24 protein-coding genes are annotated in these 26,589 nt (G+C 64.1%); 11 read left to right on the plus strand and 13 right to left on the minus strand.

Translation table 11 applies throughout. The features are described from left to right. The first annotated feature begins 22 nt into the window (after positions 1 to 22). Positions 23 to 961 (plus strand): 4-hydroxyproline epimerase, encoded by a 939-nt coding sequence (locus FZZ93_RS08545; RefSeq protein WP_149321903.1) that lies wholly within the window; start codon positions 23 to 25, stop codon positions 959 to 961. 5 nt (positions 962 to 966) lie between these two features. On the opposite strand, the gene FZZ93_RS08550 is transcribed toward FZZ93_RS08545, so the two are convergent. After that, positions 967 to 1,848 (minus strand): class I SAM-dependent methyltransferase, encoded by an 882-nt coding sequence (locus FZZ93_RS08550; RefSeq protein WP_246146162.1) that lies wholly within the window; start codon positions 1,846 to 1,848, stop codon positions 967 to 969. Between the two features lie 160 nt (positions 1,849 to 2,008). Between FZZ93_RS08550 and FZZ93_RS08555 the strand changes: the two genes are divergently transcribed. From FZZ93_RS08555 to FZZ93_RS08590, 8 genes are all read left to right on the plus strand, one after another. Next, entirely contained in the window at positions 2,009 to 3,028 is a 1,020-nt protein-coding gene (locus FZZ93_RS08555; RefSeq protein WP_149321904.1) for an SMP-30/gluconolactonase/LRE family protein, read from the plus strand. 212 nt (positions 3,029 to 3,240) lie between these two features. Continuing rightward, the gene (locus FZZ93_RS08560) at positions 3,241 to 4,233 is read left to right on the plus strand and encodes a succinylglutamate desuccinylase (RefSeq protein WP_149321905.1); all 993 of its coding nucleotides are present in this window, start codon (positions 3,241 to 3,243) and stop codon (positions 4,231 to 4,233) included. Positions 4,234 to 4,462: 229 nt separating this feature from the next. After that, complete coding sequence (locus FZZ93_RS08565) at positions 4,463 to 5,233, plus strand: ABC transporter ATP-binding protein (RefSeq protein ID WP_149321906.1); 771 nt, start codon at positions 4,463 to 4,465, stop codon at positions 5,231 to 5,233. A 24-nt stretch (positions 5,234 to 5,257) separates the two neighbouring features. Then, the gene (locus tag FZZ93_RS08570) at positions 5,258 to 5,962 is read left to right on the plus strand and encodes an ABC transporter permease (RefSeq protein WP_149321907.1); all 705 of its coding nucleotides are present in this window, start codon (positions 5,258 to 5,260) and stop codon (positions 5,960 to 5,962) included. Then, entirely contained in the window at positions 5,962 to 6,693 is a 732-nt protein-coding gene (locus FZZ93_RS08575) for an ABC transporter permease (protein WP_149321908.1), read from the plus strand. Before FZZ93_RS08570 ends, FZZ93_RS08575 begins: the two co-directional genes overlap by 1 nt. A gap of 91 nt (positions 6,694 to 6,784) precedes the next feature. Continuing rightward, a complete protein-coding gene (locus FZZ93_RS08580) occupies positions 6,785 to 7,582 on the plus strand; it encodes a transporter substrate-binding domain-containing protein (protein WP_149321909.1) in 798 nt (265 codons plus the stop codon). Between the two features lie 57 nt (positions 7,583 to 7,639). Continuing rightward, on the plus strand, positions 7,640 to 8,758 hold the full coding sequence (locus tag FZZ93_RS08585; RefSeq protein WP_149321910.1) for a succinylglutamate desuccinylase/aspartoacylase family protein: 1,119 nt from the start codon (positions 7,640 to 7,642) through the stop codon (positions 8,756 to 8,758). Between the two features lie 143 nt (positions 8,759 to 8,901). Further along, complete coding sequence (locus FZZ93_RS08590) at positions 8,902 to 9,669, plus strand: transporter substrate-binding domain-containing protein (RefSeq protein WP_149321911.1); 768 nt, start codon at positions 8,902 to 8,904, stop codon at positions 9,667 to 9,669. 102 nt (positions 9,670 to 9,771) lie between these two features. On the opposite strand, the gene FZZ93_RS08595 is transcribed toward FZZ93_RS08590, so the two are convergent. The 5 genes from FZZ93_RS08595 to cadR form a co-directional block, all read right to left on the minus strand. Beyond that, entirely contained in the window at positions 9,772 to 10,815 is a 1,044-nt protein-coding gene (locus FZZ93_RS08595) for a GlxA family transcriptional regulator (RefSeq protein WP_149321912.1), read from the minus strand. A 172-nt stretch (positions 10,816 to 10,987) separates the two neighbouring features. Then, a complete protein-coding gene (locus FZZ93_RS08600; protein ID WP_149321913.1) occupies positions 10,988 to 12,274 on the minus strand; it encodes a TRAP transporter large permease in 1,287 nt (428 codons plus the stop codon). Next, entirely contained in the window at positions 12,271 to 12,705 is a 435-nt protein-coding gene (locus FZZ93_RS08605) for a TRAP transporter small permease (RefSeq protein WP_246146163.1), read from the minus strand. Before FZZ93_RS08605 ends, FZZ93_RS08600 begins: the two co-directional genes overlap by 4 nt. 98 nt (positions 12,706 to 12,803) lie before the next feature. Then, entirely contained in the window at positions 12,804 to 13,823 is a 1,020-nt protein-coding gene (locus FZZ93_RS08610) for a TRAP transporter substrate-binding protein (protein ID WP_149321915.1), read from the minus strand. Between the two features lie 213 nt (positions 13,824 to 14,036). Next, entirely contained in the window at positions 14,037 to 14,489 is a 453-nt protein-coding gene (gene cadR / locus FZZ93_RS08615; RefSeq protein WP_149322047.1) for a Cd(II)/Pb(II)-responsive transcriptional regulator, read from the minus strand. 91 nt (positions 14,490 to 14,580) lie between these two features. On the opposite strand from cadR, the gene FZZ93_RS08620 reads away from it, so the two are divergent. Together FZZ93_RS08620 and FZZ93_RS08625 are read left to right on the plus strand one after the other, a co-directional pair. Next, on the plus strand, positions 14,581 to 16,782 hold the full coding sequence (locus FZZ93_RS08620) for a heavy metal translocating P-type ATPase (RefSeq protein ID WP_149321916.1): 2,202 nt from the start codon (positions 14,581 to 14,583) through the stop codon (positions 16,780 to 16,782). A gap of 111 nt (positions 16,783 to 16,893) precedes the next feature. After that, a complete protein-coding gene (locus tag FZZ93_RS08625) occupies positions 16,894 to 17,691 on the plus strand; it encodes a TraX family protein (RefSeq protein ID WP_149321917.1) in 798 nt (265 codons plus the stop codon). On the opposite strand, the gene FZZ93_RS08630 is transcribed toward FZZ93_RS08625, so the two are convergent. From FZZ93_RS08630 to FZZ93_RS08660, 7 genes are all read right to left on the minus strand, one after another. After that, positions 17,672 to 18,388: a glutamine amidotransferase-related protein gene (locus FZZ93_RS08630; protein ID WP_149321918.1), complete on the minus strand. Its 717-nt coding sequence runs from the start codon at positions 18,386 to 18,388 to the stop codon at positions 17,672 to 17,674. The two genes, FZZ93_RS08625 and FZZ93_RS08630, sit on opposite strands and share 20 nt — an antisense overlap. Positions 18,389 to 18,430: 42 nt before the next feature. Then, a complete protein-coding gene (locus FZZ93_RS08635) occupies positions 18,431 to 19,600 on the minus strand; it encodes an iron-containing alcohol dehydrogenase (RefSeq protein WP_246146164.1) in 1,170 nt (389 codons plus the stop codon). Between the two features lie 179 nt (positions 19,601 to 19,779). Beyond that, on the minus strand, positions 19,780 to 21,162 hold the full coding sequence (locus tag FZZ93_RS08640; RefSeq protein WP_149321920.1) for an aldehyde dehydrogenase family protein: 1,383 nt from the start codon (positions 21,160 to 21,162) through the stop codon (positions 19,780 to 19,782). 171 nt (positions 21,163 to 21,333) lie between these two features. After that, positions 21,334 to 22,716 (minus strand): glutamine synthetase family protein, encoded by a 1,383-nt coding sequence (locus FZZ93_RS08645; protein ID WP_149321921.1) that lies wholly within the window; start codon positions 22,714 to 22,716, stop codon positions 21,334 to 21,336. 66 nt (positions 22,717 to 22,782) lie between these two features. Then, positions 22,783 to 24,252, minus strand: a complete 1,470-nt coding sequence (eat, locus tag FZZ93_RS08650) for an ethanolamine permease (protein WP_149321922.1) — start codon at positions 24,250 to 24,252, stop codon at positions 22,783 to 22,785. Positions 24,253 to 24,654: 402 nt separating this feature from the next. Next, positions 24,655 to 25,614 (minus strand): LysR family transcriptional regulator, encoded by a 960-nt coding sequence (locus FZZ93_RS08655; protein WP_149321923.1) that lies wholly within the window; start codon positions 25,612 to 25,614, stop codon positions 24,655 to 24,657. 60 nt (positions 25,615 to 25,674) lie between these two features. Further along, entirely contained in the window at positions 25,675 to 26,571 is an 897-nt protein-coding gene (locus FZZ93_RS08660; RefSeq protein WP_149321924.1) for a LysR substrate-binding domain-containing protein, read from the minus strand. Between the last annotated feature and the right edge of the window lie 18 nt (positions 26,572 to 26,589).

Genomic DNA, 26,589 nt, shown 5'->3' on the forward strand with positions numbered 1-26,589 from the left:
AAACACCATGAGAGGACGATGCATGAAGCGCATCCAGGTGATCGATTCCCATACTGGTGGAGAACCCACGCGGCTCGTGCTGGAGGGCTTTCCCGATTTCGGCGCGGGAACCCTGCGTAAGAAGCTAGAGCGAATGCCCGGCGAGCATGATCGCTGGCGTACCGCCTGCATGCTGGAACCGCGGGGACATGACGTGCTGGTCGGCGCCCTGCTCTGCGAACCGGAAACGCCCGAGGCCACCTGCGGTGTCATCTTCTTCAACAACAGCGGCTATTTAGGCATGTGCGGCCATGGCACCATCGGCCTGGTGGCCTCCCTGGCCCACCACGGCCGCCTGGCGTCCGGCCTGCATCGCATCGATACGCCGGTCGGCCCTATCGAAGCGCGGCTTCATGAGGATGGCAGCGTGACCGTGCGCAATGTGCCGGCCTATCGCTATCGAAAGGCGGTCCCGCTGGAGGTGCCCGGCCATGGTCGTGTCCATGGCGACATCGCCTGGGGTGGCAACTGGTTCTTCCTGGTCAGCGATCACGGCCAACGCCTGGAACTGGACAACACCGATGCCCTGACCGAGTTCACCTGGGCGATCCGACAAGCGCTGGAGGCACAGGGCATCACCGGTGAGGAGGGTGGGGAGATCGACCATATCGAGCTGTTCGCCGACGACCCTGACGCCGACAGCCGCAACTTCGTGCTCTGCCCCGGCAAGGCCTATGACCGCTCGCCCTGCGGCACCGGCACCAGCGCCAAGCTGGCCTGCCTGGCGGCCGACGGCAAGCTGGCCCCCGGGCAAGCCTGGCGTCAGGCCAGCATTACCGGCAGCGAGTTCGTGGCCCATTACGAGCCGGAAGGCGAGCGGATTCGCCCCTACCTGCGCGGCAGAGCCCATATCAGCGCCGAAGCCTCACTGATCATCGACGAGACCGATCCCTTCGCCTGGGGAATCGCCGCCGACGCCTGATATGCCTACGGCCTCGACCAGGCTCCCTCGATGATACGCACCCTATCGTCAGACAGGTTGTCGAGCAGGTTGCGGCCCATCTCGCTGAAGCCATCACCGAAGAGGCTGGCCGGCCCGGGCGGCACAGGCGTGGCCTGGTGCCGCGGCTCGCGACGCGCGTGCTTGCGGCGCCAGGCCAGTGCCTCGGCGGTGACATCGGCGATCTTGCACGGGCGAAAACCCGCCGTTTGCAGCTTCCGCTCCAGGGCCGAGCGCGTCTGCAGGTGGCTGACCGCCGATTCCCTGGCCCAAGGTACCGGCAGCGTCAAGGCGGCCGGATTGTCGCCGGCCACCACCTCGTGCAACAGCACGCTGCCTGCAGGGGCCAGCAGGCGACGCCATTCCGCCAGTACCGCCGCAGTGTTCGGCATATTCATCAAGGCGTGCTGACACCAGACGACATCCACACAGGCCTCCGGCAGCGGCGTTCGGGCGGCATCGGCACAGCAGAATCGAGTGCGTGTCGCCAGGCCCGTGGCACGGCTCAGCCACCCGGCGATCTCGACGAAAGCGGCGGTGATATCGATGCCGATCACCTTGGCACCGAATTCCTCGGCGAGCAGCCGACTGGCCCCGCCGGTACCGCATCCCACGTCCAGCACGCGGACACCCGGCGAAAACTCGCCGAGACGGGCCAGCGAACGGCTGGCTCGGCGCCCGCCCAGATGCAGTTGATCGATGCCGGCGATGTCATCGAGGGTCAGATGATCCGGGTTCCGGCCGCTGTCGATGAAGGCGCGGCGTAACCTTTCGACCAGCGCGTTACCACTCGCCCCCTCCGCTTCTCCGGCTCCGGCATAGTGACGCGCCAGCCGCTCGGCATCGACGCCATGGTCATGGTCGATCATTCCCGCTCCGCCTCCTCGCAATGGCGCGGCAGCACCTTGTCAAAATGTATAACATACAAAATCGATAACACTACATACGATGAAAGCACGGGATACGATGAATGCACGAGCGGCCTGCCCGCGGTTCATCCATCATTCAACAACGACAAGGAACTCACGTATGACAATGGAACGACGCCAGTTTCTCACCGCTTCCGTGGCCCTCGGGGCAGCGGCCGCCGCGCCGAACCTGATGGCCAGCAACACGGCACCATCGCGTTACCCGGACAGCACCTGGCAGGTCATCGACGAGCGTTTCGAGCGTTACATGCTGTTCAATACCCCTCTGGAACGCCAATGGACCGGCGGCCTGTGGCTCGAGGGGCCGGCCTGGAACGCCGTGGGTCGCTATGCCGTCTTCAGCGACATCCCCCGGGCCCGGCAGATGCGCTGGGATGAAGTCACCGGTGAGGTCTCGGTGCTGCGACACAAGGTCGGCCACTCGAACGGCAACACCTTCGACAACCGGGGCCGGCTGATCGCCTGCGAACACTCTCCCGCACGCGTCGTACGCTACGAATGGGACGGCAGCATGAGCGTGCTGGCCGAACGCTATGACGACAAGCCACTCAATGCGCCCAACGATGTCGTCGCCCTGGAGAGCGGAGGCCTGATCTTCACCGATCCGGGCTATGGCGCCCATATCGACTATGAAGGGCAGCGCCGCGAGCTACAACTGGACACGGCGGTCTACTACTGGGAAGACGGCATGGCCGAACCCAAGGTGCTGACCACCGAACTGTACAAGCCCAACGGCATCGCCCTCGGGCCGGATGGCCGCAGCCTGTACATTACCGATACCGCGCCTTCCCACCATCCGGACCAGCCGGCCACCATCACGCGCTTCACCCTCGCCGAGGATGGCAAGGCCCTGCAGGACCCGCAGCGCCTCGTCGAAAGCCGCGAGGAAGGTTACGACGGCCTGACCTGCGACGCGGATGGCAATCTCTGGGTGGGGACCTCCGGCGGCGAAGGCATCGACGGCGTCAGTATCTTCGCCCCGGACGGCACCTTGATCGGCCGTGTTCTGCTCCCCGAGATCTGCGCCAACGTCTGCTTCACGGGGGAGGACCGCAATCGCCTGCTGATGACCGCGAGCCAGTCGATCTATACACTTTATACCGCTGCTCGCGGCGCCTGAGAGCACACTGACGTCTGCGCTCCCGGCGTGGCTTTTCATTATCGCACCCGCCTCTTTCATCAAGTCGACGCCGGGGCTTGAGCCTGGCCTCGACAGTGATGAAGGTAGCGTGGCCAATAACGAAACCACGACCGGGAGCGACATGATCACCGCGCCATGCCTGCAACGCTCGAGCATCGACAACGCCTTCACGCCCAGCCGGGACGACCGCCATGCTGGCTGACTGGCTGGAACGGAGTCTGGACGGATCGGTCTCGGCCCCCACACAGGGCGGCATCCCCGGCGGACGTTTCCGTGTCCTCGGCCCTGGACTGCTCGAACTCACGCCGAATGCCGACGATTCACAGGCCCCCGCCGCGGTGCTGTCCGCCGGCATCCACGGCAACGAGACGGCGCCCATCGAGCTGCTCGGCGCCAGCCTGGCTCGCCTGGAAGCCGGCCTGCTACGGTTGGGCAGCCCCGTGTTGGTGATCCTCGGCAATCTCGAGGCCATCCGCGCTGGTACGCGCTTCGTCAACACCAACCTCAATCGCCTGTTCCGTCGCGACCTGGCTGAAGACGGCATGGAGCCGGATCGAGCGCGCCAACTGATGGAAGCGGTAGATGCCTTCTATGCCCGCCACCCGGACCGCACCCGCTTGCACTACGACCTGCACACGGCGATCCGCGATAGCCAGTACCCGCGCTTCGCAGTGGAGCCCTTCGCCGATGCCGTCATCACGCCGGAGCAATGGCAATGGCTGGCCGGCGCCGACATTCAGGCGGTACTGCATCAGCACGACCATAGCTGGACCTTCTCGCACTACAGCAAGCATTACCACGGCGCACAGGCATTCACCCTGGAGTTGGGTCGCGCCCTGCCCTTTGGCGCCAACGATCTCGCGCCCCTGGCCCCCATGGGCCAACTGCTCGATGCCCTGCTCGAAGGGCGCGAACCCGCTTCGGCGCCCCCTTCGCGCATAGCGTTTTTCCGGGTCGAGCATGAATTGATCCGCCATACCGAGGCCTTCCAGCTATGCTTCCCCGACGACACCCCGAATTTCACCGAATTCGCTCCCGGCACGCGCCTGTCGGAGGATGCCGAGGCTGGCCATTTCACGGTCGGCGACACCCCCTTGCGCGTGGTCTTCCCCAACGCCAGGGTCGAACTCGGCGCTCGGGCGGCCCTGCTGGTCACTCCGGCACGTGATGCCGAAACGCAATAACATCGCCTTACACGCTTCACCAACGGTTATTAAAACTGCAAAATAACAACAATTTGGAGTTATTTTATGCTTGAGACCCACGCCTCCATAGACCAAGGTCGCATGACCGATCGATCAACACGGCCTGCCGACAACCGTCTGGCCTGTTAGAATCGCCCACCTTTTCGCGCCGGCCCACATGCTGTCCGGTCCCGACCCAGGCGACCTTTCCCGAACTGGAGCCCGTTTCATGGCCGATACCCCAATTCCGCTGGAAGTGCGCAACATCACCAAGCGCTTCGGCGATACAGAAGTCCTCAAGGGCCTGTCCCTGCAGGCCCACAAGGGTGACGTCATCACCCTCATCGGAGCCTCCGGCTCCGGCAAGAGCACCTTCCTGCGCTGCATGAATCTGCTGGAACAACCCAATGAAGGCGAGCTGATCGTCCACGGCGAGTCCATCCGCTTCAAGGAAACGCGACACGGCCGCGAGCCAGCTGACTGGAAGCAGGTCGTCGACATGCGCGCCAAGCTTTCCATGGTGTTTCAGAGCTTCAATCTGTGGGCCCACATGACGCTGCTTGAGAACGTCATCGAGGCGCCGGTCCATGTGCTCGGCAAGTCGAAGCGCGAGGCGACCGAACACGCCCGGCAACTGCTCGAGCGCGTTGGCCTCGCTGACCGCGCCGACTACTATCCGGCACAGCTCTCCGGTGGCCAACAACAGCGCGGCGCCATCGCCAGGGCGCTGGCCATGGACCCGGAAGTGATGCTGTTCGACGAGCCCACCTCGGCGCTGGACCCGGAACTGGTCGGCGACGTGCTCAAGGTCATGCGTGATCTCGCCGAGGAAGGTCGCACCATGATCGTGGTGACCCACGAGATGGCCTTCGCCCGCGACGTCTCCACCCAGGTGATCTACCTGCACCAGGGGCAGGTCGAAGAAGCCGGGGCGCCCGACCAGGTCCTCGGCAACCCGACCTCCGAGCGGCTCAAGCAGTTCCTGGCGCCCAAGCACTGAGGCGACCCGGATGAGGAGACTCCCATGATCGACCTGCACGGCTACGGCCCGCGCCTCGCGGAAGGCGCCCTGGTCACCGTCGAACTGGCGGTTCTGTCGCTGATACTCGCCATCGTGCTGGGCCTGGCCACGGCCAGTGCCAAGATGTCACGCAACTGGCTGCTGCATCGCCTCGGCACCCTCTATACCACCCTGATCCGGGGCGTACCCGATCTGGTGTTGATGATGCTGCTGTTCTTCGGCGGCCAGATCGGCGTCAACATGTTTACCGACTGGCTCTACACCCAGTTCGACATCGACATCTTCATCAACATCAACGAATTCGTCGCCGGCGTGGTGACCATCGGCCTGATCTTTGGGGCCTACATGGGCGAGACGTTTCGCGGCGCCTTCCTCGCCGTGGACAACGGCCAGATCGAGGCCGGTCGCGCCTATGGCATGTCCCACTGGCTGGTGTTCCGCCGCATCCGTTTCCCGCAGATGATGCGCCACGCCCTCCCAGGGCTCTCGAACAACTGGATGGTACTGCTCAAGACCACCGCGCTGGTCTCGGTGATCGGTCTCTCCGACATGGTCCGGGTGGCCGCCGAGGCCTCCAAGGCCACCCGCGAGCCCTTCACCTTCATGATCATCGTCGCCATCGTCTATCTGCTGATCGCCAGCGTCTCCGAATGGGGCTTCGCGCGACTGCAGAAGCGCTATGACATCGGCTACGGGGAGGCGGACTGATGGAAAGCCTGATGAACTGGCTGCAGGCCCAACTGGCCGACAACAGCATCTTCACCCTGCAGACCCTCTCCTACTATGGCGATGGGCTGGTGACCACCGTCCAACTGGTCTTCCTTTCGCTGATCATCGGCCTGGTGCTGGCCGTGCCACTGGCCATCGGCCGCGGCTCCAAGCACGCCTGGATTCGCCTGCCGATCTTCTTCTACTGCTACGTGTTCCGGGGCACGCCGCTGCTGGTCCAGCTCTACCTGATCTACTACGGCGTGGTCTTCGTCGAGGGCATCCAGGACACCTGGCTGTGGGTTATCCTCGAGAAACCCTTCGTGCCGGCCTTGATCGCCTTCACGCTGAATACCGGGGCCTATACCACCGAGATCTTCCGCGGCGCCATCAAGTCGACGCCCAAGGGCGAGATCGAGGCCGCCCGCGCCTACGGCATGTCCCGCGCCCTGATGCTGCGACGCATCGTTTTGCCCAGCGCCTTCCGCCGCGCCCTGCCGGCCTATGGCAACGAGGTGATCTTCATGCTCCATGCCAGCGCCATCGCCAGCGTGGTGACCATCATGGACCTGACCGGGGCGGCCCGTTTCGTTTATGCGCGCTTCTACGCGCCCTTCGACGCCTTCCTGTTCGTCGCGGCCATCTACCTCTGCCTGACGTTCACGATCATCTATTTCTTCCGTCACCTGGAGAAGCGGCTACTCGCCCATCTCAAGCCGGCCAGCGGCTGAGACGCGAGTCCTGGCCCGGCGCAGCTCTCTGCCGCCGGGCCGATGGCTCTTCAGACATTCCCTCGACCCGTTGACCACGAGGCTCCTAACAATGAAAAAGCATCTTGCCTTCACCTTCCTGAGTGCCGCCATCATCGCCGGCACCGCCCATGCCCGCGACGACGGCAGCGTCCGCATTGCCATCGACGTCCCTTACGAGCCCTTCGTCGTGCGCGCCCCGGACGGCGAGCTGGAAGGCTTCGAAATCGACCTGGGCAACGAGCTGTGTCACCGTGCCGACCTCGAATGCACCTGGGTCGAACAGGGCTGGGACGGCATCATCCCGGGACTACTGGCCCGCAAGTACGATGCCATCATCTCCTCCATGGGCGTCACGCCGGAGCGTGAACGCCAGGTGCTGTTCTCCATTCCCTACTACAACACCCCGAGCGTGTGGATCACGCGCCGCGATCGCGACATCGATATCGACGATCGCGACTCCCTCGAGGGCCTGAGCGTCGGTGTTCAGCGCGGCACCATCCGCGACGACTACGTCACCCAGCAATACCGCGATGTACTCGATATCCGCCGCTACAGCTCTTCCCAGGAAGTCGCCAATGACCTGATGACCGGGCGTCTGGATCTGTCATTCGAGGACTACCCCCTGGCCGACGAGACCTTCGACTTCACCAGCGACGACAGCGAGTTCAAGCAGATCGGCGACAGCATCAAGGAACCGACGTCGATCTTCGGCAAGGGAGCCGCCATCGCCTTCCACAAACGCGACGGCGAGCTCGCGGAGAAATTCAACGAGGCGCTGCGCGAGGTCTATGCCGATGGCACCTTCGACGAACTGATGCACGAGTACTTCGATTACGACCTGTCCCTACCCATCGCGATCGAACAGTAATCCCTACTGCGGACGGCGCGGGCCCTTACCCCGCCGCCTTTCTCCCGAGGCGAACTCATGCAACACCATACGCACCCTCTGCCGAGCCCCGTGCCGGGCACGCATCGTGCCCTCGACAGCTTTCACTACGGGCCGGCCGATGCGGAAAAGCGCATCTACATCCAAGCATCGCTGCATGCCGACGAGCTGCCCGGCATGCTGGTGGCCTGGAAGCTCAAACAGCGCCTAGCCCGGCTCGAAGCCGACAGCAGTCTCCAAGCCCGCGTCGTACTGGTGCCGGTGGCCAACCCCATCGGCCTTGATCAGCAGCTGATGGATACCCCCCTCGGCCGCTACGATCTCGAGAGCGTCACCAACTTCAATCGTGGCTACCATGACGTCACCGACGAGATCGCCGAGGGACTGGCGGAGGCGCTGACGCAGGATCCCGAGCACAACAAAGCGGAGATTCGTCGACGCTTCGAGGCTGCACTGGAAACGCGACAGGCGAGTTCCAGCCACGAGACCCTGCACCTAATGCAGCAGCGGCTCGCCTGCAACGCCGACTTCATTCTCGACCTACACTGTGACTTCAACGCCGTCGAGCATCTCTACACGACACCGGCCGCCTGGCCAGACTTCGAGCCGTTGGCGCGCTACTACGGTGCCAAGGCCAGCATGCTGGCCACCGACTCCGGCGGTGCCTCGTTCGACGAGTGCTTCACCCTGGTATGGGAGCGCCTCCGCGAGCGCTTCGGAGAACGCTTCCCGATTCCCTATGGCAGCCAGTCCATCACCCTGGAACTACGTGGCCAGCAGGACATCGAGCATACACTCGCCGAGCGCGACGCCAATGCCATCCTGAACTGGCTGACCCATCTCGGACTGATCGACGGCGAGGCGCCGCCGCTACCGGACCTCGCCTATCCCGCCACAGACCTTGCCGCCATGGATTTCCTCCATGCCCCCGCGGGAGGGCTCATCGTCTTCCACAGAGAGCCCGGACGGGTCGTCGAGGCCGGGGAACTCATCGCCGAGATCATCGATCCCATCACCGACGTGGTTCATGAGCTGCGCGCCGAGCAGAGAGGCATGTTCTATGCCCGCACTCAGCGACGCATGGCGACGGCCGGCATGATCGTGGCCGATGTGGCCGGACACGAAGTGCGCCGCAGCGGCTACCTGCTGGCCCCCTGAGCGTCGAACGAACGTTGGTTCACGACGTTCGTTCACGGTCTTTCGACCCACCCGGCCTTCGGCTATGGTGGATAGGTCATCACCCAAGGCGCTGAGCGACTCGCGCCCTGCGGTGAAACCATCAACAAGAAGGGAACACATCCATGAAACTCAACAAGCTCCTGAGCATCGGCGTACTCGGCGCCAGCATGATCGCCGGTGTCGCCAACGCCGAGGTCCGCGACATCCGCATCGGTGTCGACGTACCCTACGAACCCATGGAGTACCGCACGGCCGACGGCGAGCTGACCGGCTTCGACATCGAACTCGGCAACGCCATGTGCGAAGAGATCGGCATCGAGTGCGAATGGGTTGTGCAGGGCTGGGACGGCATCATCCCCGGCCTGATGGCCCGCAAGTACGACGCTATCATGTCGTCGATGACCATCAACGACAAACGCCGTGAGCAGGTCCTGTTCTCCGATCCCTACTTCACGCCACCCTCCGCCTGGTTCGCACCGGCAGACAGCGAGATCACCACCCCCGACGAGACAACGCTCGAGGACATGTCCATCGGCGTGCAACGCGGTACGCTGCAGGACAACTATGTCACCGACATGTACGGCGACGTGGCCGACGTGAACCGCTACGCCACCGCCGACGACATGGTCCTGGACATGGATTCCGGCCGCCTGGACATCGTCTTCCTCGACTTCCCGGTGGGCAAGTCCACCCTGCTCGACAGCGAAGCGGGTGACTACAAGACCGTGGGCGAGCAGATCACCGAGCCCAAGCAATACTTCGGCGATGGCTTCGGCATTGCCTTCCGCAAGCGCGACGAAGCGCTGGCCGAAGCCTTCAACGAGGCGCTCGCTACCCTGAAGGAAAACGGCACCTACGCCGAAATCGAGGCCAAGTACTTCAACGAGTAAGTCTCTCGTACGTACGTCCTTCTGCATATCGACGCTTCGCGGCCCCTGGGAAAAGGGGCCGCGTTCGTTTGGGCTTCTCATGCGAGTCAGCCTGATCGGCCGTCACCGGGCCTGGCGCGACGCTTTGCGGAAACGCCCGGGTGGAACACCGAACAGCTGGCTGAAGCAGCGGCGAAAGTGGGAAATACTGACGAACCCCGCCGCCACGGCGATATCGGCGAGATTCTTGTTGGTCTGCTGCAATAGTTGTCGTGCCCGGGTCAGGCGCAGTTCCAGGTAGTAGCGCGCCGGTGTCGTCTCCAGGCAGCGGCCAAACAGACGCTCCAGTTGGCGCCTCGAGACATCGACACAGATCGCCAGTTCACCGATCGACAGCGGCTCGTCGATATTGTGGTGCATCAGCTCCAGGGCATTCCTGAGCGACTGCGGTAGCGACAGGTCCCGGTCGATGCTGATCACGGAGGTATCGATCGCCTCCGCGGCCTTGTCACAGCTCAGCACCTCTTCGATGGCACTGATACAGGCTATATCGCAGTCCCGACGAATGATCGACAGCATCATATCCAGAGAGCTGTTGGCGCCGGCGCAACTCGCCCGGTCACGATCCAGGACATGGCTCTGCAAGGAGACAGTCACCGCCGGGAACTCTTCCAGCATCATGGCGCGCCCGTCGGGATGGAAGGCACATTCGTATCCGTCCAGCAGGCCAGCCTCGGCAATGAAATACGCGCCGTTCCATAGTCCTCCCAGCATGCATCCCGCGTAGTCCGCGGCGCGAAGTTTGGCTCTGAGCTCGGGAGTTGCATGCATCTCGAGGCGATAGCCACCGCACAGTATGAGGTAATCGAGCGTCTCTTCCTGGAGATCCTCCAGAGAATCGTCGACGGCGACTTCGATGCCCAGGTCGCTCATGGCCCGGCGACCATCGATGCTCACGACCGTGACCTCGTACGCCACCGGTGCCTTGACCAGATTGGCCGTCACCAGGGCATCCATCGCTCCGGTGAAGGCCATCAAGGAGAAATGCTCGAACAGGACAAAGGCAATTCGCCGGCTGTCGACGATCGGTGCCTCCCCGGTCTCCACCTCGATGAAGGCCCGGTTTTTGCTGATCAGGGGACTGTCGAATTGGGCGCTTTTCGCCATATCTGTGACCGGTGAGCATTGTCATCTCGCCGGACCTGATTAAGGGATACTGGAAGAGTAGCCGGCGCGGCCGGTATACACCGCTCGGAGAGACGCCGGGCGGGGCACAAGGCGTGTCGACGCGCTCAGTACCCCTGGAAAGCCCCTCGGCGTGACCGCCGGGAGCATCGGGCTACATCAGATTGGGGAGCCAGAGAATCAGCTCCGGGAAGACCGTGAAGATGCCCACCGCACCCAGCAGAATCAACCAATAAGGCAACGAGGCCCAGGCGGCATCGGGCAACGTCACCTCATTGCGCGTGATCGAGCAGAGCACGAACAAGTTGAGCCCCACCGGCGGCGTGATCATGCCGATCTCCATCAGCAGCGTCACGATGACGCCGAACCAGACGGGATCGAACCCCAGGCTGGTGACCATCGGGAAGGTGATGGGCAGGGTCATCAGTAGCAGGGAGATGCCGTCGAAGAAGCAACCAAGCAGCAGATAGACGAGCACGATCATCAGCAGAATGCCGTAGCGATCCAGTCCCAGTCCGGCGATGGCATCGACCGCGGCCCGGGGCAGGCCGAGCAGGCTCACCGCCTGGGACAGGATCACGGTGCCGATCAAGATCATGGCGATGGCCCCGAACATCATCGACGCGTGCTTGAAGGCGCCCCACAGCTTCGGCATGTTGAGATCGCCCCAGGTCAGGCCCAGCACGATGCTGGCCGTCACTCCCAGGGCCGCCGCCTCGGTAGGCGTCGCGATGCCCATGTAGATGGTGCCGAGCACGAAGAAGATCAGGATCGGCAGTGGCCAGACTTCCAGCAGGCCTCGGCCCACGGCGCCCCAGTCCATCTCCTCCTCCCGCGGCGGTGCGACCGACGAACCGAAGCTCGAGCGCACCATGATCCAACCGAAGAACGCCATGGCGATCATCAGGCCGGGCAGCATGCCCGCCAGGAACAACTTGCCGATCGAGACATTCTGGGTCGCCCCGTAGATAAGCAGCGCCAAACTGGGTGGAATCAACAGCCCGAGCGTGCCGCCCGCCGCCAGCGTACCCACGATCATGCGCGGCGAATAGCCACGCTGGCTCAGCTCGGGATAGCCGACTGAACCGATCGCCGCCGCGGTGGAGGTGCTCGACCCACTCACCGCCCCGAACAATGTGCAGACCGCGATATTGGTATGCAGCAACTGACCGGGAACCCGTCGGAACAGCGGCGTCAGGCCGTTGTAGACCCGAGTGGAGACGCCGCTGGCCAGCAGGATATCGCCCAGGAAGATGAACAGCGGCACGGCACTGAGCGTGAACTCGGTCAGCAGGTTCCACGCCGAATTGATCGCCAGTGCCGATGCTCCGCCAGCCTGGAAATGCAGCAGGATGAAGCCGGTCAGCCCCAGGGCCGCTCCCAGTACGGCGCCGCTGCCCAGGAAGACCAGCAGGCCGGCGCTTAGAATCGCCCAACTCATGACAGCCCCCCCTCGGATGATGACGCATTTCGGCCAAACAGCCCCCGCAGCCCGTTTCTCACGATGATCAGCAGGCACAGCAGCATCGACAGCGGCATCAGCGCCATCCAGGGCCACAGCAGCACTCCGCTGATTTCGGAACGCGCGCCGATCTGCAGCGAGAACACCATGAAGTCCCAGGCCTCGTAGGCGAAGATCCCAGCGAAGGCGACGAAGATCGCATTGGCGAAGATGTCGGCCACTACGGCCAGACGATGGGAAAAGGTACGCACCAGCAGATCAATGCGAATGTGCTGACTGGTATTCAGTACGTGAGGGAGCGACAGGAACGAGAGGGAGAGAAACAGCAGGCCGGAGAGTTCATCGGAAAATCCGATGGGACTCCCGGCCAGATATCTCATCAGGGTACTGACCAGCACGAGGCCGGTCATGAACACCCCTCCACACACGCCTATCAGGAATACCCCGTATACCAGTCTGTCCAACCAGGTAGACAAGACTCTCATCAAAGGCCTCTCTCGACGACGGCTTACTGGGAATTGCTCTGGAGTTCACCGGTCACGGTGTCGTAGTAGCGAATGCCCTCGTCGCCGGCTTTACTGGCCATCTCATGCCAGGCCTCCCAGGCCGCATCCACGAAGGTCTGTACGTCCTCGTCCGAGAACGCCGGCAGCATAGTGATGCCCATCGCCTCGCGCTCTTTACGCGCCTCGGCCTCACGCTCGGGGTCCACCGCCTGGTCGCGAGTCTCCTGCCAGATCTCCTCGCCAGCGCGCGTCAGGATCTCCTGCTGCTGCTCATCCAGGCTGTTCCAGGTGCGATCGCTGACCCCGAACATCCAGGGAGAGGCTGCCCAGGGATGCAGATAGGCCTCGTAGTCGGTCACTTCCTGCAGCGAGACCGTCTTGGCCACGGTCGAGAGGTAGTAGGCACAGTCCACGACACCGGTCTGCAGCGCCAGGTACATGTCGTTCTGGGGAATCACCTGGGCCGAGATGCCGAGGCGATCGAAGGTCTCGACGAGGTGGCCCGACCAGACGCGAACCTTCTTGTCGCGCAGGCCCTCGAGGGTGTTGACCGGCTCCTTGCAGTGCAAGCCCACGTCAAACACCGGCGCGACAACGCCACCGATGGTGTGGATGCCCCAGTCGGCATAGCCCTCGCGATACAGCTCGCGCAGGGTCGGCAGGATGTCGAGATGCTGCTCCGCCTCGGTGATCGCACCCTGAGCGTAGATCGACGCCATTTCCGGGGCATCGCGGTTGTAGTACTCCCCGTACATCAGCGCCATGTCGACCATGCCGCGCTGCATGATGCGCAGCATGTCGGCTTCCTTCAGGCCCAGCGACCCCGCATGGTAGACATCGACCTGCAGTTGGCCATCGGAATACTCGTCAACCAGCTCGGAGAAGCGCTCCAGCGACGCCGCCTCGGGGCGTGACTCCGCCAGCCCGCTGTGAAACTTCAGTGTCCGGGCATCCGACCAGGCTTGTGAAGCGGCTGTCATCAGCGCCAGAGAGATACTCGTTGCCAGAATTGTTTTTTTCATTTCTGATTCCCTTGGTTGGCAAATCCCTTAAGAACCTCTCACAAAGCCAGCACTGCTCTGGCACTGAATACGAACAAAAGGGGCCCACATGCGACAAACCGTGCACTTTAGTCTCTCGGCGGTGTCACATCCTGTCAGCCAAAACGCCAGCGGCCCCGATACTGTCGGGGCCGCTGGCGTTTCTGGCGTCAAGTCTCGCTGCGTGGGCGTCGTTCACAACCTGGGATGCGTTCCGGGTACGTGTTCGGCGTCCTCATTCAATGGCTCGTCCCGCGGCGGTTGCGCCAGGGCATTGAGGATGCCGCACTCGGCGGCCGGGCGCTGCCCCTGACAACGCGCCCGCAGCGCCACCAGCGTGTCTTCCAGGGCCTGAAGCTGGGCGATACGCGCCTTCACATGCGTCAGGTGCTCGTCGATCAGGACATCAGCCCGGTGGCAGGTTCCCTCTGGGTCATCGTGGCACGCTAGCAGAGCGCGGATCTCGTCCAGGGTCATGTCCAGCGCCCGGCAGTGACGAATGAAGGCCAGGCGTTCGACGTGGGGCTCGCCGTAGAGACGATAATTGGCCTCGCTGCGTGCCGGCTCGGGCAGCAGCCCCTCCCGCTCGTAGTAGCGAATGGTCACGACCCGGCATCCCGTGCGAGTCGCCAGCTCACCGATCTTCATCATCGACCTCCACTCAATTCAGGGCCAGGGCTTGACCCTATACAGACTATAGGGTGTGTCATTGCACAAAATATCACGAACGGAGTCCGAGATGTCCGATGCCCATGAACATGGCTGCTGCGGTGGCCATCGCACTGAGCCCCGCGAGGCCGTGGCCGTCCCGGCGGACAGCGAGATGCTGCGCCTGCGCATCCAGGAGATGGACTGCCCCACCGAGGAAGCCCTGCTGCGCAAGGCCCTGACCTCGGCGCCCGGCGTCGCTGCTCTGGAATTCGACCTGATGGCCAGGATACTCAGCATCCACCATCACGACGCCGACACCGAGGCACTTCAGGCACGCATTCGCGATCTGGGCATGACGCCTCACCCTCTGGACACCGATGGCGCCCCGGACGATGAGCCGCCGGCAAGCGACGATACGCCCTGGGGGCGGCTGGTACTGGCGGCACTCCTGGCCCTGGCCGCCGAGATCGTCGGTTGGACGCCCTGGCCCTGGACCGACTGGCTGGCCCCGGCGCTCGCACTGCCGGCCATCGCCCTGGTGGGCTTGCCGACCTGGCGCAAGGGCTGGGTGGCGATCCGCCACCGCACCCTCAACATCAACGCCCTGATGAGCGTGGCGGTGACCGGCGCCCTGCTGATCGGCCATTGGTCGGAAGCCGCCATGGTGATGGTGCTGTTCACCCTGGCGGAGCATATCGAGTCACGCTCCCTGGAACGTGCCCGCCGCGCCATCCGCGACCTGCTCGACAGCGCCCCTCGCCAGGCCCGGCGACGCGCAGCATCCGGAGAGTGGGAAAACGTCGCCGCCGCGGACGTGGCCATCGGCGATATCGTGCGGGTACTCCCCGGCGAGCGCCTGCCACTGGACGGCGAGGTCGTGCGTGGCCATCCCAGCCTGGACGAGTCGCCGATCACCGGCGAAAGCCTCCCCGTCGACAAGGCGCCCGGCGACAGCGTCTTCGCCGGTGCCATCAACCACGACGGCGACTTCGACATCCGCACCACCCGGGTAGCCAGCGACACCACCCTGGCCCGTATCATTCATGCCGTCGAGCAGGCGCAGGCCAGCCAGGCGCCCACCCAGCGATTCATCGACCGCTTCGCCGCCGTCTACACGCCCGTGGTTTTCGCCCTGGCAGTGCTCACGGCCCTGGCCTGGCCCTGGATCGCCGGCGGCGCCTGGCTGGATGGTATCTACCGCGCCCTGGTGCTGCTGGTGATCGCCTGCCCCTGTGCGTTGGTCATCTCCACGCCAGTCACCATCGTCAGTGGCCTGTCCGCCGCCGCTCGGGCTGGCATCCTGATCAAGGGTGGCCGCTTTCTGGAACAGGGCCGACGTCTGAGCTGGCTGGCGCTGGACAAGACCGGCACCCTGACCCGGGGCGAGCCGACACTGGAACACTGGGAGCCCCTCGACGAGCCATCGGATGCCAGCAGTCGCGAGGCCCTGGCGCAACAGGCCGCCCTGCTCGCCGGGCGCTCGACGCATCCCGTATCCGCCGCCATTCATCGAGCCCTCGTCGCACCGGATGCAGATGACGGCAGCGTGGATGATTTCCGCGAACGCCCCGGCCAGGGTGTCGAGGGTCGAGTCGACGGCCAAGCGCTATGGCTCGGCAACCGCCGGCTGGCCGATGCTCGAGGCCTGCTCGACGCGACGCTTGCCGAGCGCATCGAGGCACTGGAACGTCGCGGCGCCAGCGTCGTGGCACTGGGCGCCAACGAGCGGGTCCTGGCGCTGTTCGCCGTGCGCGACCCACTCAAGCCCACCAGCCTGGCGGCCATCGAGGCACTGCATGGCCTGGGCGTGAAGACCCTGATGCTCTCCGGCGACAACCGACACGCGGTGAGTGCCATCGCCACGGAAGCCGGCATCGACAGCGCCCGAGGCGAGCTGCTGCCCGAGGACAAGCTCGCCATCATCGAGGAACACGGCCATCGCGGGTTGATCGGCATGGTCGGCGACGGTATCAACGATGCACCAGCGCTGGCCCGTGCCGATATCGGCTTCTCCATGGGCGCGGCCGGCAGTGACGTGGCCATCGAGACCGCCGATGTGGCGCTGATGGACGATGACCTCGGCAAGTTGCCGACCTTCCTGCGCCTGTCCCGTGCTACCTACGCCGTGCTGGTCCAGAACATCGTGCTGGCGCTTGGCATCAAGGCGGTCTTCATGGTGCTGGCCTTCACCGGTCAGGCCACCCTGTGGATGGCGGTATTCGCCGATCTGGGGGCCAGCCTGCTGGTCATCGGCAATGGATTGCGCCTGCTGCGCAGCCGGCTTGCCTGAGCGCCCGCGAACGGCGACATCCGGTGCAAGAAATCGACAGTCGCGCTGCATGCGGAACCCGCAGCCTCGTTATCGGTCAGTGATGGAGTCGTCATTTCAGATAGGGACATCATGATGCATCAAGCATCTACCGCCGCTGCCACGCGCCCATCGTCCACCTGGACGGGCTGGGGCCAATGGCTGGCCCTGGTCACCATGACGCTCGATCACCTGGCTCGCTACGTGGTCCCGGACGCCTGGGGCCTAGGTTGGGTCGATTCATCGCTGGGGCGCATCGCCTTCCCGCTGTTCGCCGCCATGGTGGCCTGGCACGGGCTCTTCAATACCCGCAACCCGCTGCGCTACGCACGACGCGTGCTGGTAATCGGGCTTATCGCCCAGTTGCCCTACATGCTGATGCCCCGCGCCGCCGATGGCCTGATTCTCAACATTTGCTTCACGCTGTCGCTTGGTCTGGCCGGTGGCACCTGGGCACGCGCCCTGCCTGAGCGCCTGGAGCGGGGCGTGCTGGGGCGCCGGCGCCTGGTCATCGAAGCCAGCGCCGCCCTGGCGATCTGGGCCGTCGCCGGCTACATCGTCGAATACAGCCACCTGGGGCTGTTGATGATTCCGTTCTACATGCTCGCCCTGGCGCATCTACATCGGGGCGGCGACAGCCTGTCCGAGCGCCTGACAAGCACCGCCATGGCACTGCCGATACTGGTCGTCGCCGGCCTGATGAACAGCTCCGACATGGCCAAGTCCTTCACCGTCGCCACCACCCTGGCAATACTCCTGCTGGCCGCCGGTGCCCACCGCCTCCCCGCCGAAGTGCCACTACGCATGCCGCGCCGCCTGTGGCTCGGCTGGTATCCCGGGCACTTCGCCGCCATCGCCCTGTGGCTGTGGGTCAGCGGTGGGTTGTCCTGAGGCGCATGAAATTGAGTATCCATCTCACCATCAGTTGATCGTCAACCGGCGCGTTGAGGCTGGCCAGACCTTCCCGCACCCGGGAGGCCCCGACCTGATCGCGTCGCAGCCGCATCAGGTCCGCCGAATAGTCCTTGGCGAACTCGGGGTGCCCCTGCACGCCGAGGAAACATTCACCGATCTGCATCAGATACAGCGGGCAGAAATCGCTGCCCGCCAGTATCCTGGCATTCGGCGGTAGCGTGTTCACCTGGTCCTGGTGACTGACCACCAGATCGAGCCCTTCCTGCCATGGATCCATCCAGTCGGCCCGCTGTGCCACGTCATTGAACGACATGCCCACGCCCCAGCCTCTGGAGCTCTTGACGACCTCACCACCCAGCGCCTTGGCGATCAGCTGGTGACCGAAGCAGATACCGACCAGCGGCCTGTTGGCCTCCCACAGGCGTCGAACGAAGCCACACAGATCCTCGATCCAGGCCATGCCGTCATTGACGCCGAACTTGGAGCCGGTCGTCAGCCAGGCGTCCGCCGCATCGACATCGTCCGGCAGCTCGCCATCCAGGCAGCGCCACACCTGGAAGGTCAGCGTCGGATCCACCGACGCGAACAGTCGCTCGAACATCGCCGGATAGTTACCGTGCCGCTCCCGCAACTCCGGCGCCACGTCGTCACACTGCAAAAGTCCTATGCGCATCGCTCCCTCCTCCCGTTGCTCGCGTCGTGGTGCTTGTACCCACTAGAGGCGACCCTCGACCGCATCGACGAAAATGTCGCGATACCGAACCGGCTCGAAGTCAATGGGATTGGAAGCGGACGACGGATCGGCGACGGCCATGCGGCCCACCTTTTCCGCCTGTTCGGTGCCAATACCCAATTCTGCCAGTGTATGCGGGATGCCCAGGCGTTCGCGCAGGTCGAGCACCCAGTCGATCACCGCTCCGGTTCCCGGCTGGCGCAGGTCGAGATAGCGTCCCAGGCGCACCATGGGTTCACCAATGGCCTGCTCGTTGGCACGCAGCACATAAGGCATCAGCACGGCATTGAGGGTCCCGTGGTGCGCGTCGTACAGCGCCCCGAGCGGATGCGCCAGGGCATGCATGGCGCCCAGGCCACGCTGGAAGGCGGTCGCTCCCATCATCGAGGCCACCAGCATGTGCTGGCGTGACTCGAGATCCCGGCCATCGGCATGCACGCGCGGCAAGTGGTCGCGAATTCGCCGCATGCCTTCGACGGCGATCCCCTCGGCCATGGGGTGATAGTTGGGCGAACACCAGGCCTCCAGACAATGGGAGAGCGCATCCATTCCCGTGGCAGCGGTGATCGACGCCGGCAAGCCGACGGTCAGTTCGGGATCGAGGATCACCGTCGCCGGCACCATTTGCGGGTGAAAGATGATCCGCTTGACGTGTTCCTGCTCATTGGTGATGACCGAGGCGCGCCCTACCTCCGAGCCCGTACCGGCAGTCGTCGGCACGGCAACCACCGGCGCCACGGCGTCGCCATCGGCGCGCTTCCAGTAATCGCCGATATCCTCCAGCTCCCAGATCGACAGCTCATCGCGCTGACCGGCCATCAAGGCCACCGCCTTGGCGGCATCCAGGCCGGAGCCCCCGCCGAAGGCAATGACGCCATCGTGACCACCTTCGCGGAAGGCCGTCACGCCGGCTTCGACATTGGCTCCGGTCGGATTGCCCTTGATCTCGCTGAACACGGCAACCTTCAGGCCCTCATCGGCACAGTGCTGCACCAGGTCGTTCACCATCGGCAACGCCGCCAGGCCGGGGTCGGTCACCAGCAAGGGCGCTCGCATACCCAGCGCTCGGCACGCTTCGGGCACTTCCCGTACCCGCCCTGCCCCGGCGAGAATCCGGGCAGGATAGTTCCAGGTGGCAGTCAGCTGACCCATGTCGTCTTTACTCTTCATATCCTCAGTCTCCAATATCAGAGCACAGCACCCGACGCTCGAAACCCAAAGCATACGAGCAGCGAGATACGAGATCCGAACCCCGACAACCGCCTCCAGAGCGGCAACTCCCTGCTCGAAGCTCGAAGCTCGAAACCCGAAGCTCCGCTCTTCTTTCCTGTTCAATGCTTGAGATGGAAGGACTTGGGCCGGGTCAGCGTCTCGTATCCCAAGCGCGACAGCGAACAGCCGCGCCCGGATTGCTTGACGCCGGTCCAGGCCAGTTCGGGATCCAGGTAGTCACAGCGATTGGTGAAGACAGTCCCCGCTTCCAGACGCCGGGCTAATTGTTCGCCGGTGGTGATGTCGCGGGTGAAGATCGCCGCGGTCAGGCCGAAGTCGCTATCGTTCATCAGACCGATGGCCATTTCATCGGAATCCACCGGCATGATGCCCACCACCGGGCCGAAGCTCTCTTCGTGCATCACGCGCATGGAATGGTCGACGCCCGTCAGCACCTGGGGCGCCAGGTAAGCGCTTCCCGGCTCGGATAGCGGATACTCGCCGGGGTCGATCCAGGCCGTCGCGCCGGCCGCCACGGCATCTTCGATCTGGCCACGCACGAAGTCGGCGGCAGCAGGCTTGACCAATGGCCCCAGGGTGGTCGACGGGTCAGTGGGGTTGCCAAGCTTGAGCTGCCGCACCCAGGCCACGGCCCGCTCGACGAAGGCATCATGAAGGTCGCGATGCACATAGATTCGCTCGATGCCGCAGCAACTCTGGCCGGCATTGAAGAAGGCACCATCCATCACGCCCGGCACGACCGCATCAAGATCGGCATCGGCACGCACATAGGCAGGATCCTTGCCCCCCAGCTCCAGCCCGGTGGCGATGAAACGGCCCGCAGCGTTACGCTCCACCATTTCACCGCCGCCGACAGAGCCGGTGAAAGACACATGATCGATGCGCGGATCGCGAATCACCGCCTCGGTCGCCGGATGGGACAGGTGAAGATACTGGAAGACGCCTTCGGGCAGCCCCGCCGCCTCGAAGGCTTGGTGGATTCGCTCGGCACACAGCGGCGTCTGGGCGGAATGCTTGAGAATCACGGCATTGCCGGCCATGAGCGACGGTACGATGGCATTCACCGCCGTCATGAACGGGAAGTTCCAGGGCGCGACGATGAACGACACGCCCAGCGGCTCGCGGGTGATATAGCGGGTGAAACCCGGCTTGTCGGGCAGCGTGACCGGGGCCAGCGCTTCCTCGGCCAGGGCGATCATGCCGCGGGCCCGTTCCTCGAAACCGCCGATCTCCGCACCGCCGGCGGCAATCGGCCGACCCATCTGCCATGTCAGCTCCTCAGCCAACTCGTCGCGACGGGCGACGAAGGCATCGACCATCGCCGAACAGAAAACGGCCCGCTCGGCGATCGACGTCGCACGCCAGGAACGCTGCGCCGCCACCGCCCGTTCCAGCGCCGCATCCACCTGCGCCGCATCGGCCAGCTCACGCTCGACATACACCGAACCATCCACCGGCGAAATCGTCTGTTGTATTGCCATCTGTCGTTTTCACCTCATGACGTGGTATCTAACGAATTCCCGTGGTCCAGGGCCGAGTGAACGGCACCAAGGCAAGGCGGAGCAACGAGAAATCGCGGAGTTGACTGTCGTCAATGAGCAGATTTCGAGGCGCTCCAACACAGCTTTGGTGTCGTGCAGCCGGCCTTTCCACTAAATAATTTCGAAGTAGCGATCCAGCTCCCAATCCGTAATATGCTTGCGGAACTCCCGCTCTTCCCATTCCCGGGTTGCCGCGAAGTGCTCGACGAAGGCATCGCCGAACAGCTCCCGGGCCGCCTCGGATGCCTTGAGGCGCTGGGCCGCCTCCCACAGGGTGCTCGGCAACGCCTGATGTGCCGGGTGCTCGAGCTCATAGGCATTGCCCTTGACCTGCTCGTCGGGTTCCAGCCGGTGCTGGATGCCGTAGAGGCCGGCGCCGATGGCGGCCGCCAGCGCAAGATACGGATTGGCATCGGCACTGCCGAGTCGATACTCGACACGCTGTGACTTGGCGCTGCCCGGAATCACTCGCAGCGCCGTGGTGCGATTCTCCACGCCCCAGGTGGCCTCGGTTGGCGCCCAGAAGCCGGGAATCAGCCGGGTGTAGCTGTTGATGGTGGGCGCGAACATGGCCAGGAACTCCGGCATCAGCTTCTGCTGTCCGGCCACGAAATGGCGCTGCACATCGCTCATGCAATGGGGCTTGTCGGCATCGAAGAATGCCGATTCACCGCTCTCGCGGTCGTACAGCGAGAGATGAATATGGCCGCTCTGGCCCGGATAGTCCGGCGACCACTTGGCCATGAAGGTGGCCATCAGGCCACGACGCTGGGCCCAGACCTTGGTGAAGGTCTTGAACAGCGCGCCCTTGTCGCCGGCGGCCATGGCATCGTCCACCGCCAGGGCAGCCTCGAGCACGCCGGGGCCGGTCTCGGTATGCAGCCCCTCGATGGGAAAGTCCATCTCCTGCGACAACGCCAGCAGCTCATGATAGAGCTCGCTATGCACCGAGCTGCGCAGCATCGAGTAGCCCATCATGTCCGGCGTCAGCGGCTTGAGGTCACGAAAGCCTTTCTCGCGCACCGACTCCGGCGTCTCCTGGAACATGAAGAACTCGTACTCCAGGGAGCCACTGGCTTCGTAACCCATGCCTCGCCCCTGCTCCAGCACCCGGCCGAGCAGGCCGCGCGGACAGATATCGCCAGCGGGACCGGCAAACTCGGCCAGGAACAGCAGCATGCCGTTGCCTTCGCTGGGCATCTCGCGACAACTGTCGATGACGATCCTCAGCGGCGCGTCGGGATAGCCGGTATGCCAGCCGGTGAAGCGCACATTGTCGTAGAGCTCGTCCTTGCTGTCCCAGCCCAGCACCACGTCGCAGAAGGCAAAACCGTCCTCCAGGGCGGAGAAGAACTTGTCGCGCTGCATGTACTTGCCGAGCATCACGCCGTCGATGTCGAACATGCCCACCTTGACGTGACTCAGGCCGCGCTCCTCGACGATGCGCCGAGCGTCCTCTGTCGTCTTGATGTCTCTCGCCTGCATTCGGCTCATCGTTCCATCCTCATCGGCTACATTGTTTTTGGCATCACCCTTGGCAACCCGCCGGTTGCATCGGATTCAGACGCTATCGGGTGTGCTCTCGGCCCGTGCATCGAGTTCTCGCTCGGCCAGGGCGATCGCCTCGAACTCCTCCTCCGGCGCCTGGGCCACCAGGTGATGGCGGCTATAGAAGCCGAAGTAGGCCAGCATGATGGCGTAGAACACCGCCGACCACAGTGCCGCCTCGACGCTGACCACGAATGTCGAGAGGAAGGCGACGATGGCCAGCACGAAGGCCACGCCCGAGGTCAGGACGCCGCCCGGCGTGCGATAGGGACGTTCGAGTTCAGGCTCGCGGCGACGCAGCAGGATATGCGAGAGCGTCATCATGGCGTAGGAGATGGTGGCACCGAAGACCGCCATGGTGATCATCAAGTCGCCCTTGCCGGTGAGCGAGAGCAGAAAGCCAATGACACCGGGCACGATCAGCGCCAGGAACGGCACCTTGCGACCACCGGTGACCGACAGCCAGCGAGGCAGATAACCGGCTCGGGACAACGCGAAGGTCTGGCGTGAATAGCCATAGATGATCGAGAAGAAGGACGCTATCAGCCCGGCCAGGCCGACCAGGTTGACGAACCCCGCCGCCCAGGAGTCGGCGCCATACACCGCCTGAAGGGCCCCGACCAGCGGCGCGGCGTGCTCGCTCATCGCCGCGGCGCCGGCGCCGCCGGGTGCCAACAGCAGCACGCAGGCACCGAACACCAGCAGCACCAGCATGGCCGTGATGATGCCGCGCGGCATGTCGCGTCCCGGGTCGCCGGCCTCCTCGGCGGCCAAGGGAACGCCCTCCACGGCCAGGAACAGCCAGATCGCGAACGGCAAGGCTCCCCAGATACCGATGAACCCTTCGGGCAGAAAGGTCGAGGCCCCCAGAGCGCCGGTATTGACCGAGATATCGAACAGATTGGCAGGATCGAAGTGCGGCAACATGCCGACCACAAAGACCAGGATGGCGATGACCGCCAGGGCGGTGATCCCCATCATGATCTTCAGTGCCTCACCGGCCCCCCACAGATGAATGCCGACGAAGACGGCATAGAAGACGGCGTAGACCAGCGGACCATTGAGGCCGATCAATTCGTTGACGTAGCCGCCGATGAAGATCGCGATGGCCGCCGGCGCAATGGCGTACTCGAGCAGTATCGCCGTGCCGGTGACATAACCTCCCCAGGGACCGAAGGCACGGCGGGCAAAACTGTAGCCGCCGCCGGCGGTGGGCAGGGAGGAGGAGAGTTCGGCGATCGACAACACCATGGCCGTGTACATGATCGCCATCAGGATGGTCGCCACCAGCATGCCGCCGAAGCCACCAGCCGCCAGGCCAAAGTTCCAGCCGGCATAGTCGCCGGAGATCACATAGGAAACACCGAGGCTGGCCAGCAGGATCCAGCCGGCCGCCCCCTTCTTCAACTTGCGCTTGTCGAGATAGGCCTCGTCAACCGATTCATAGTCCACCGAGGCCGTGGACGTGCGGGAATGGCTCATTCTGAATACCCCCAACGCTTGTCTTGTCATTGTTATTAACCCGGCAAGCATTCATGTCGGGTTAATCGCGGCACAGGGATGTGCCGCCGCCGGACGGCAGGCCGGCGCGAGCCCGCATCACGCCAGCAGATTCACACATCTGTGCCAGCGTGGGGTGGGCGAATATCAAAGCGATCAGGATGATCGTTTTGATTGCCATGTTAATAGCGCGGCGTTCCCGCCCACCGGGTCGTGGTTCGTCACGCGTCCTGGCAGTCTGGTGCGGGCTTGAGTCGGGGAGCAAGCAGCATCGGTGTGGCTGACCGATGAACTATAGGTAAAAGTGATAATGCACTCGTCGCAGGCACTCTGACGAGCGATACGCACCATGTCGGCGCATCGTGAAGGCACCGCACAGTGTGACTAGTGTCCTGTCCTGACCTCGGACACCAGCCAGGGAAGATGTCGGCGCAACTCGCCCGTGAAACGCTGGTCGAGCAACTGGCGCCCGTCCCTGGCAAGCTGGGCGGGTAGATCTCCCAACTCGTCGCGACGCGACACCAGCGTCAGGTCGCGTCGCAACGGCGGGGTCGGCAACGGCTCGACGCGCAGGGCGAGCCGGTCGAGGCCCGCCTGGAAGAGACAGAGCGGCGTGGTGATCGTCCAGCCGCTCCCCGCCCCGACAAGACTGAGCAGCGCGAAGGTGTTGTCGATATACAGCCGGGCCGGCAACTCCAGGCGATTGAGCCGCAGGTGGCGCTCGATGGTCTGCCCGATCAGCGACTGGGCGGTATAACGCACGAAATCCATCTGACGCGCCAGCCAGCGCAGATTGTCCACCGGCCCCGTCCAGTCGGCGGGCAGGACGAGGACGAAGGGTTCGCCGAGGATGGCATGGCGCTCCAGGCCATCGTAATTTTCGAGACGGTCGTCCGAGATGATGATGTCGACGTGCCGGGTCAGCAGCGAGTGGCCATGCATGTGCGACAGGCCGGTGGTCAGGCTGTAGTCGCTGGTATGGCGTCGAATTACCTCGATCAGCGGCTGGCCCACGGCAGTGGCCAGGGAATCCACCAGCGCCATGCGTACCTGGTGCAGGCGCCCGAAAGAACCGGACTGGAGTTCGCGCCGAGTATGGCGCGCCTCGTGCAGCAGCCGCTTGGCGCGATCATAGAAGAAGCGGCCGGCGCCGGTGGGCTCCAGCGGCCTGGAGTGTCGATCCAGCAGGATCATGCCCAAGCCTTCCTCGAGGTTGGCGAGACTCTGTGACACCGAGGATTGCTTGAGTCCGAGGTACTCGGCAGCAGCGGTCTGGCTACCGCGTTCCAGCGTCTCGACGAAGATCTCCATGCTGCGCAGGTCGAACCCGAAGCCGCTTCGCATCCCGTCTCTCCCTTGTCCTGGTCGGCCAACAGCATGCCATAGCGACGCGCTGCGGGCGCGTCACGACGGCGTCGACTCGACGAGGAACACCTTGAAGGCCTGCCATAACGGGCTTCGATAGCGCTCGGGATGCCAGACCAGCGAGAAGGTCCGGCGCAGCGACAGTTCGCTGCCGAGTGCCACCAGTTCGCCCCGCTCGAGTTCGCCTGCCACGCTCAAGCGTGACAGGCAGCCAAGTCCCAGGCCGGCGCGCACGGCCTGCTTGATGGCCTCGTGCTGCCCCAGCTCCATGCGCCCCTTGGGAAGAAGGTTGCGGTCTCGCATCGCCCGCTCGAAGACCGAGCGGGTGCCAGACCCCGACTCACGCAGGATCCAATCCGCCTCGCCCAAAGCCTCGTCGTCGAGCCATTCTCGCTCCGCCAGGGGGTGATTCGGTGCGGCGACGATAACCAGCCGATCCTCGCACCAAGCCTCGCTGGCCAACCGAGGCTCGCGGCATTCCCCCTCGATCAGCCCCAGGTCCGCTTCCAGGCGCAGGACATCGGTGATGACCTCGAAGGTGTTGCGCAACTTGAGGCGCAGGTCCACCGCCGGATGACGTTCGCTGAAGCGACCGGCCAGGCCGGGCAGCAAGTAAGTGCCCACGGTGGCACTGGCCGAAACGCTCAGTGCCCCATGCAGCGCTCCCTCGGGCTCCCGGGCGGTCGCCACGAAATCCGCGACGCCCTCCAGCAGTTCCTCCGCCCGCGGCATCATTCGACGCCCCAACTCATTGAGCAACAGGCGGCGACCGGGACGCTCGAACAACGCCACCCCAAGCTGCCGCTCGAGATCGGACAACGCCTGGCTGGTCGCCGACTGCGACAAGCTCAGCGATTCCGCCGCCGCGCTCACCGTGCCCAACCGCGCCACCGTGACAAAGACTTGCAGTTGTCGAAAACTCACCGCGGGCGTCATATCGGTTTTTCCGAAAAG

The sequence above is a fragment of the Halomonas eurihalina genome, assembly GCF_008274785.1.
GTDB lineage: Bacteria > Pseudomonadota > Gammaproteobacteria > Pseudomonadales > Halomonadaceae > Halomonas > Halomonas eurihalina.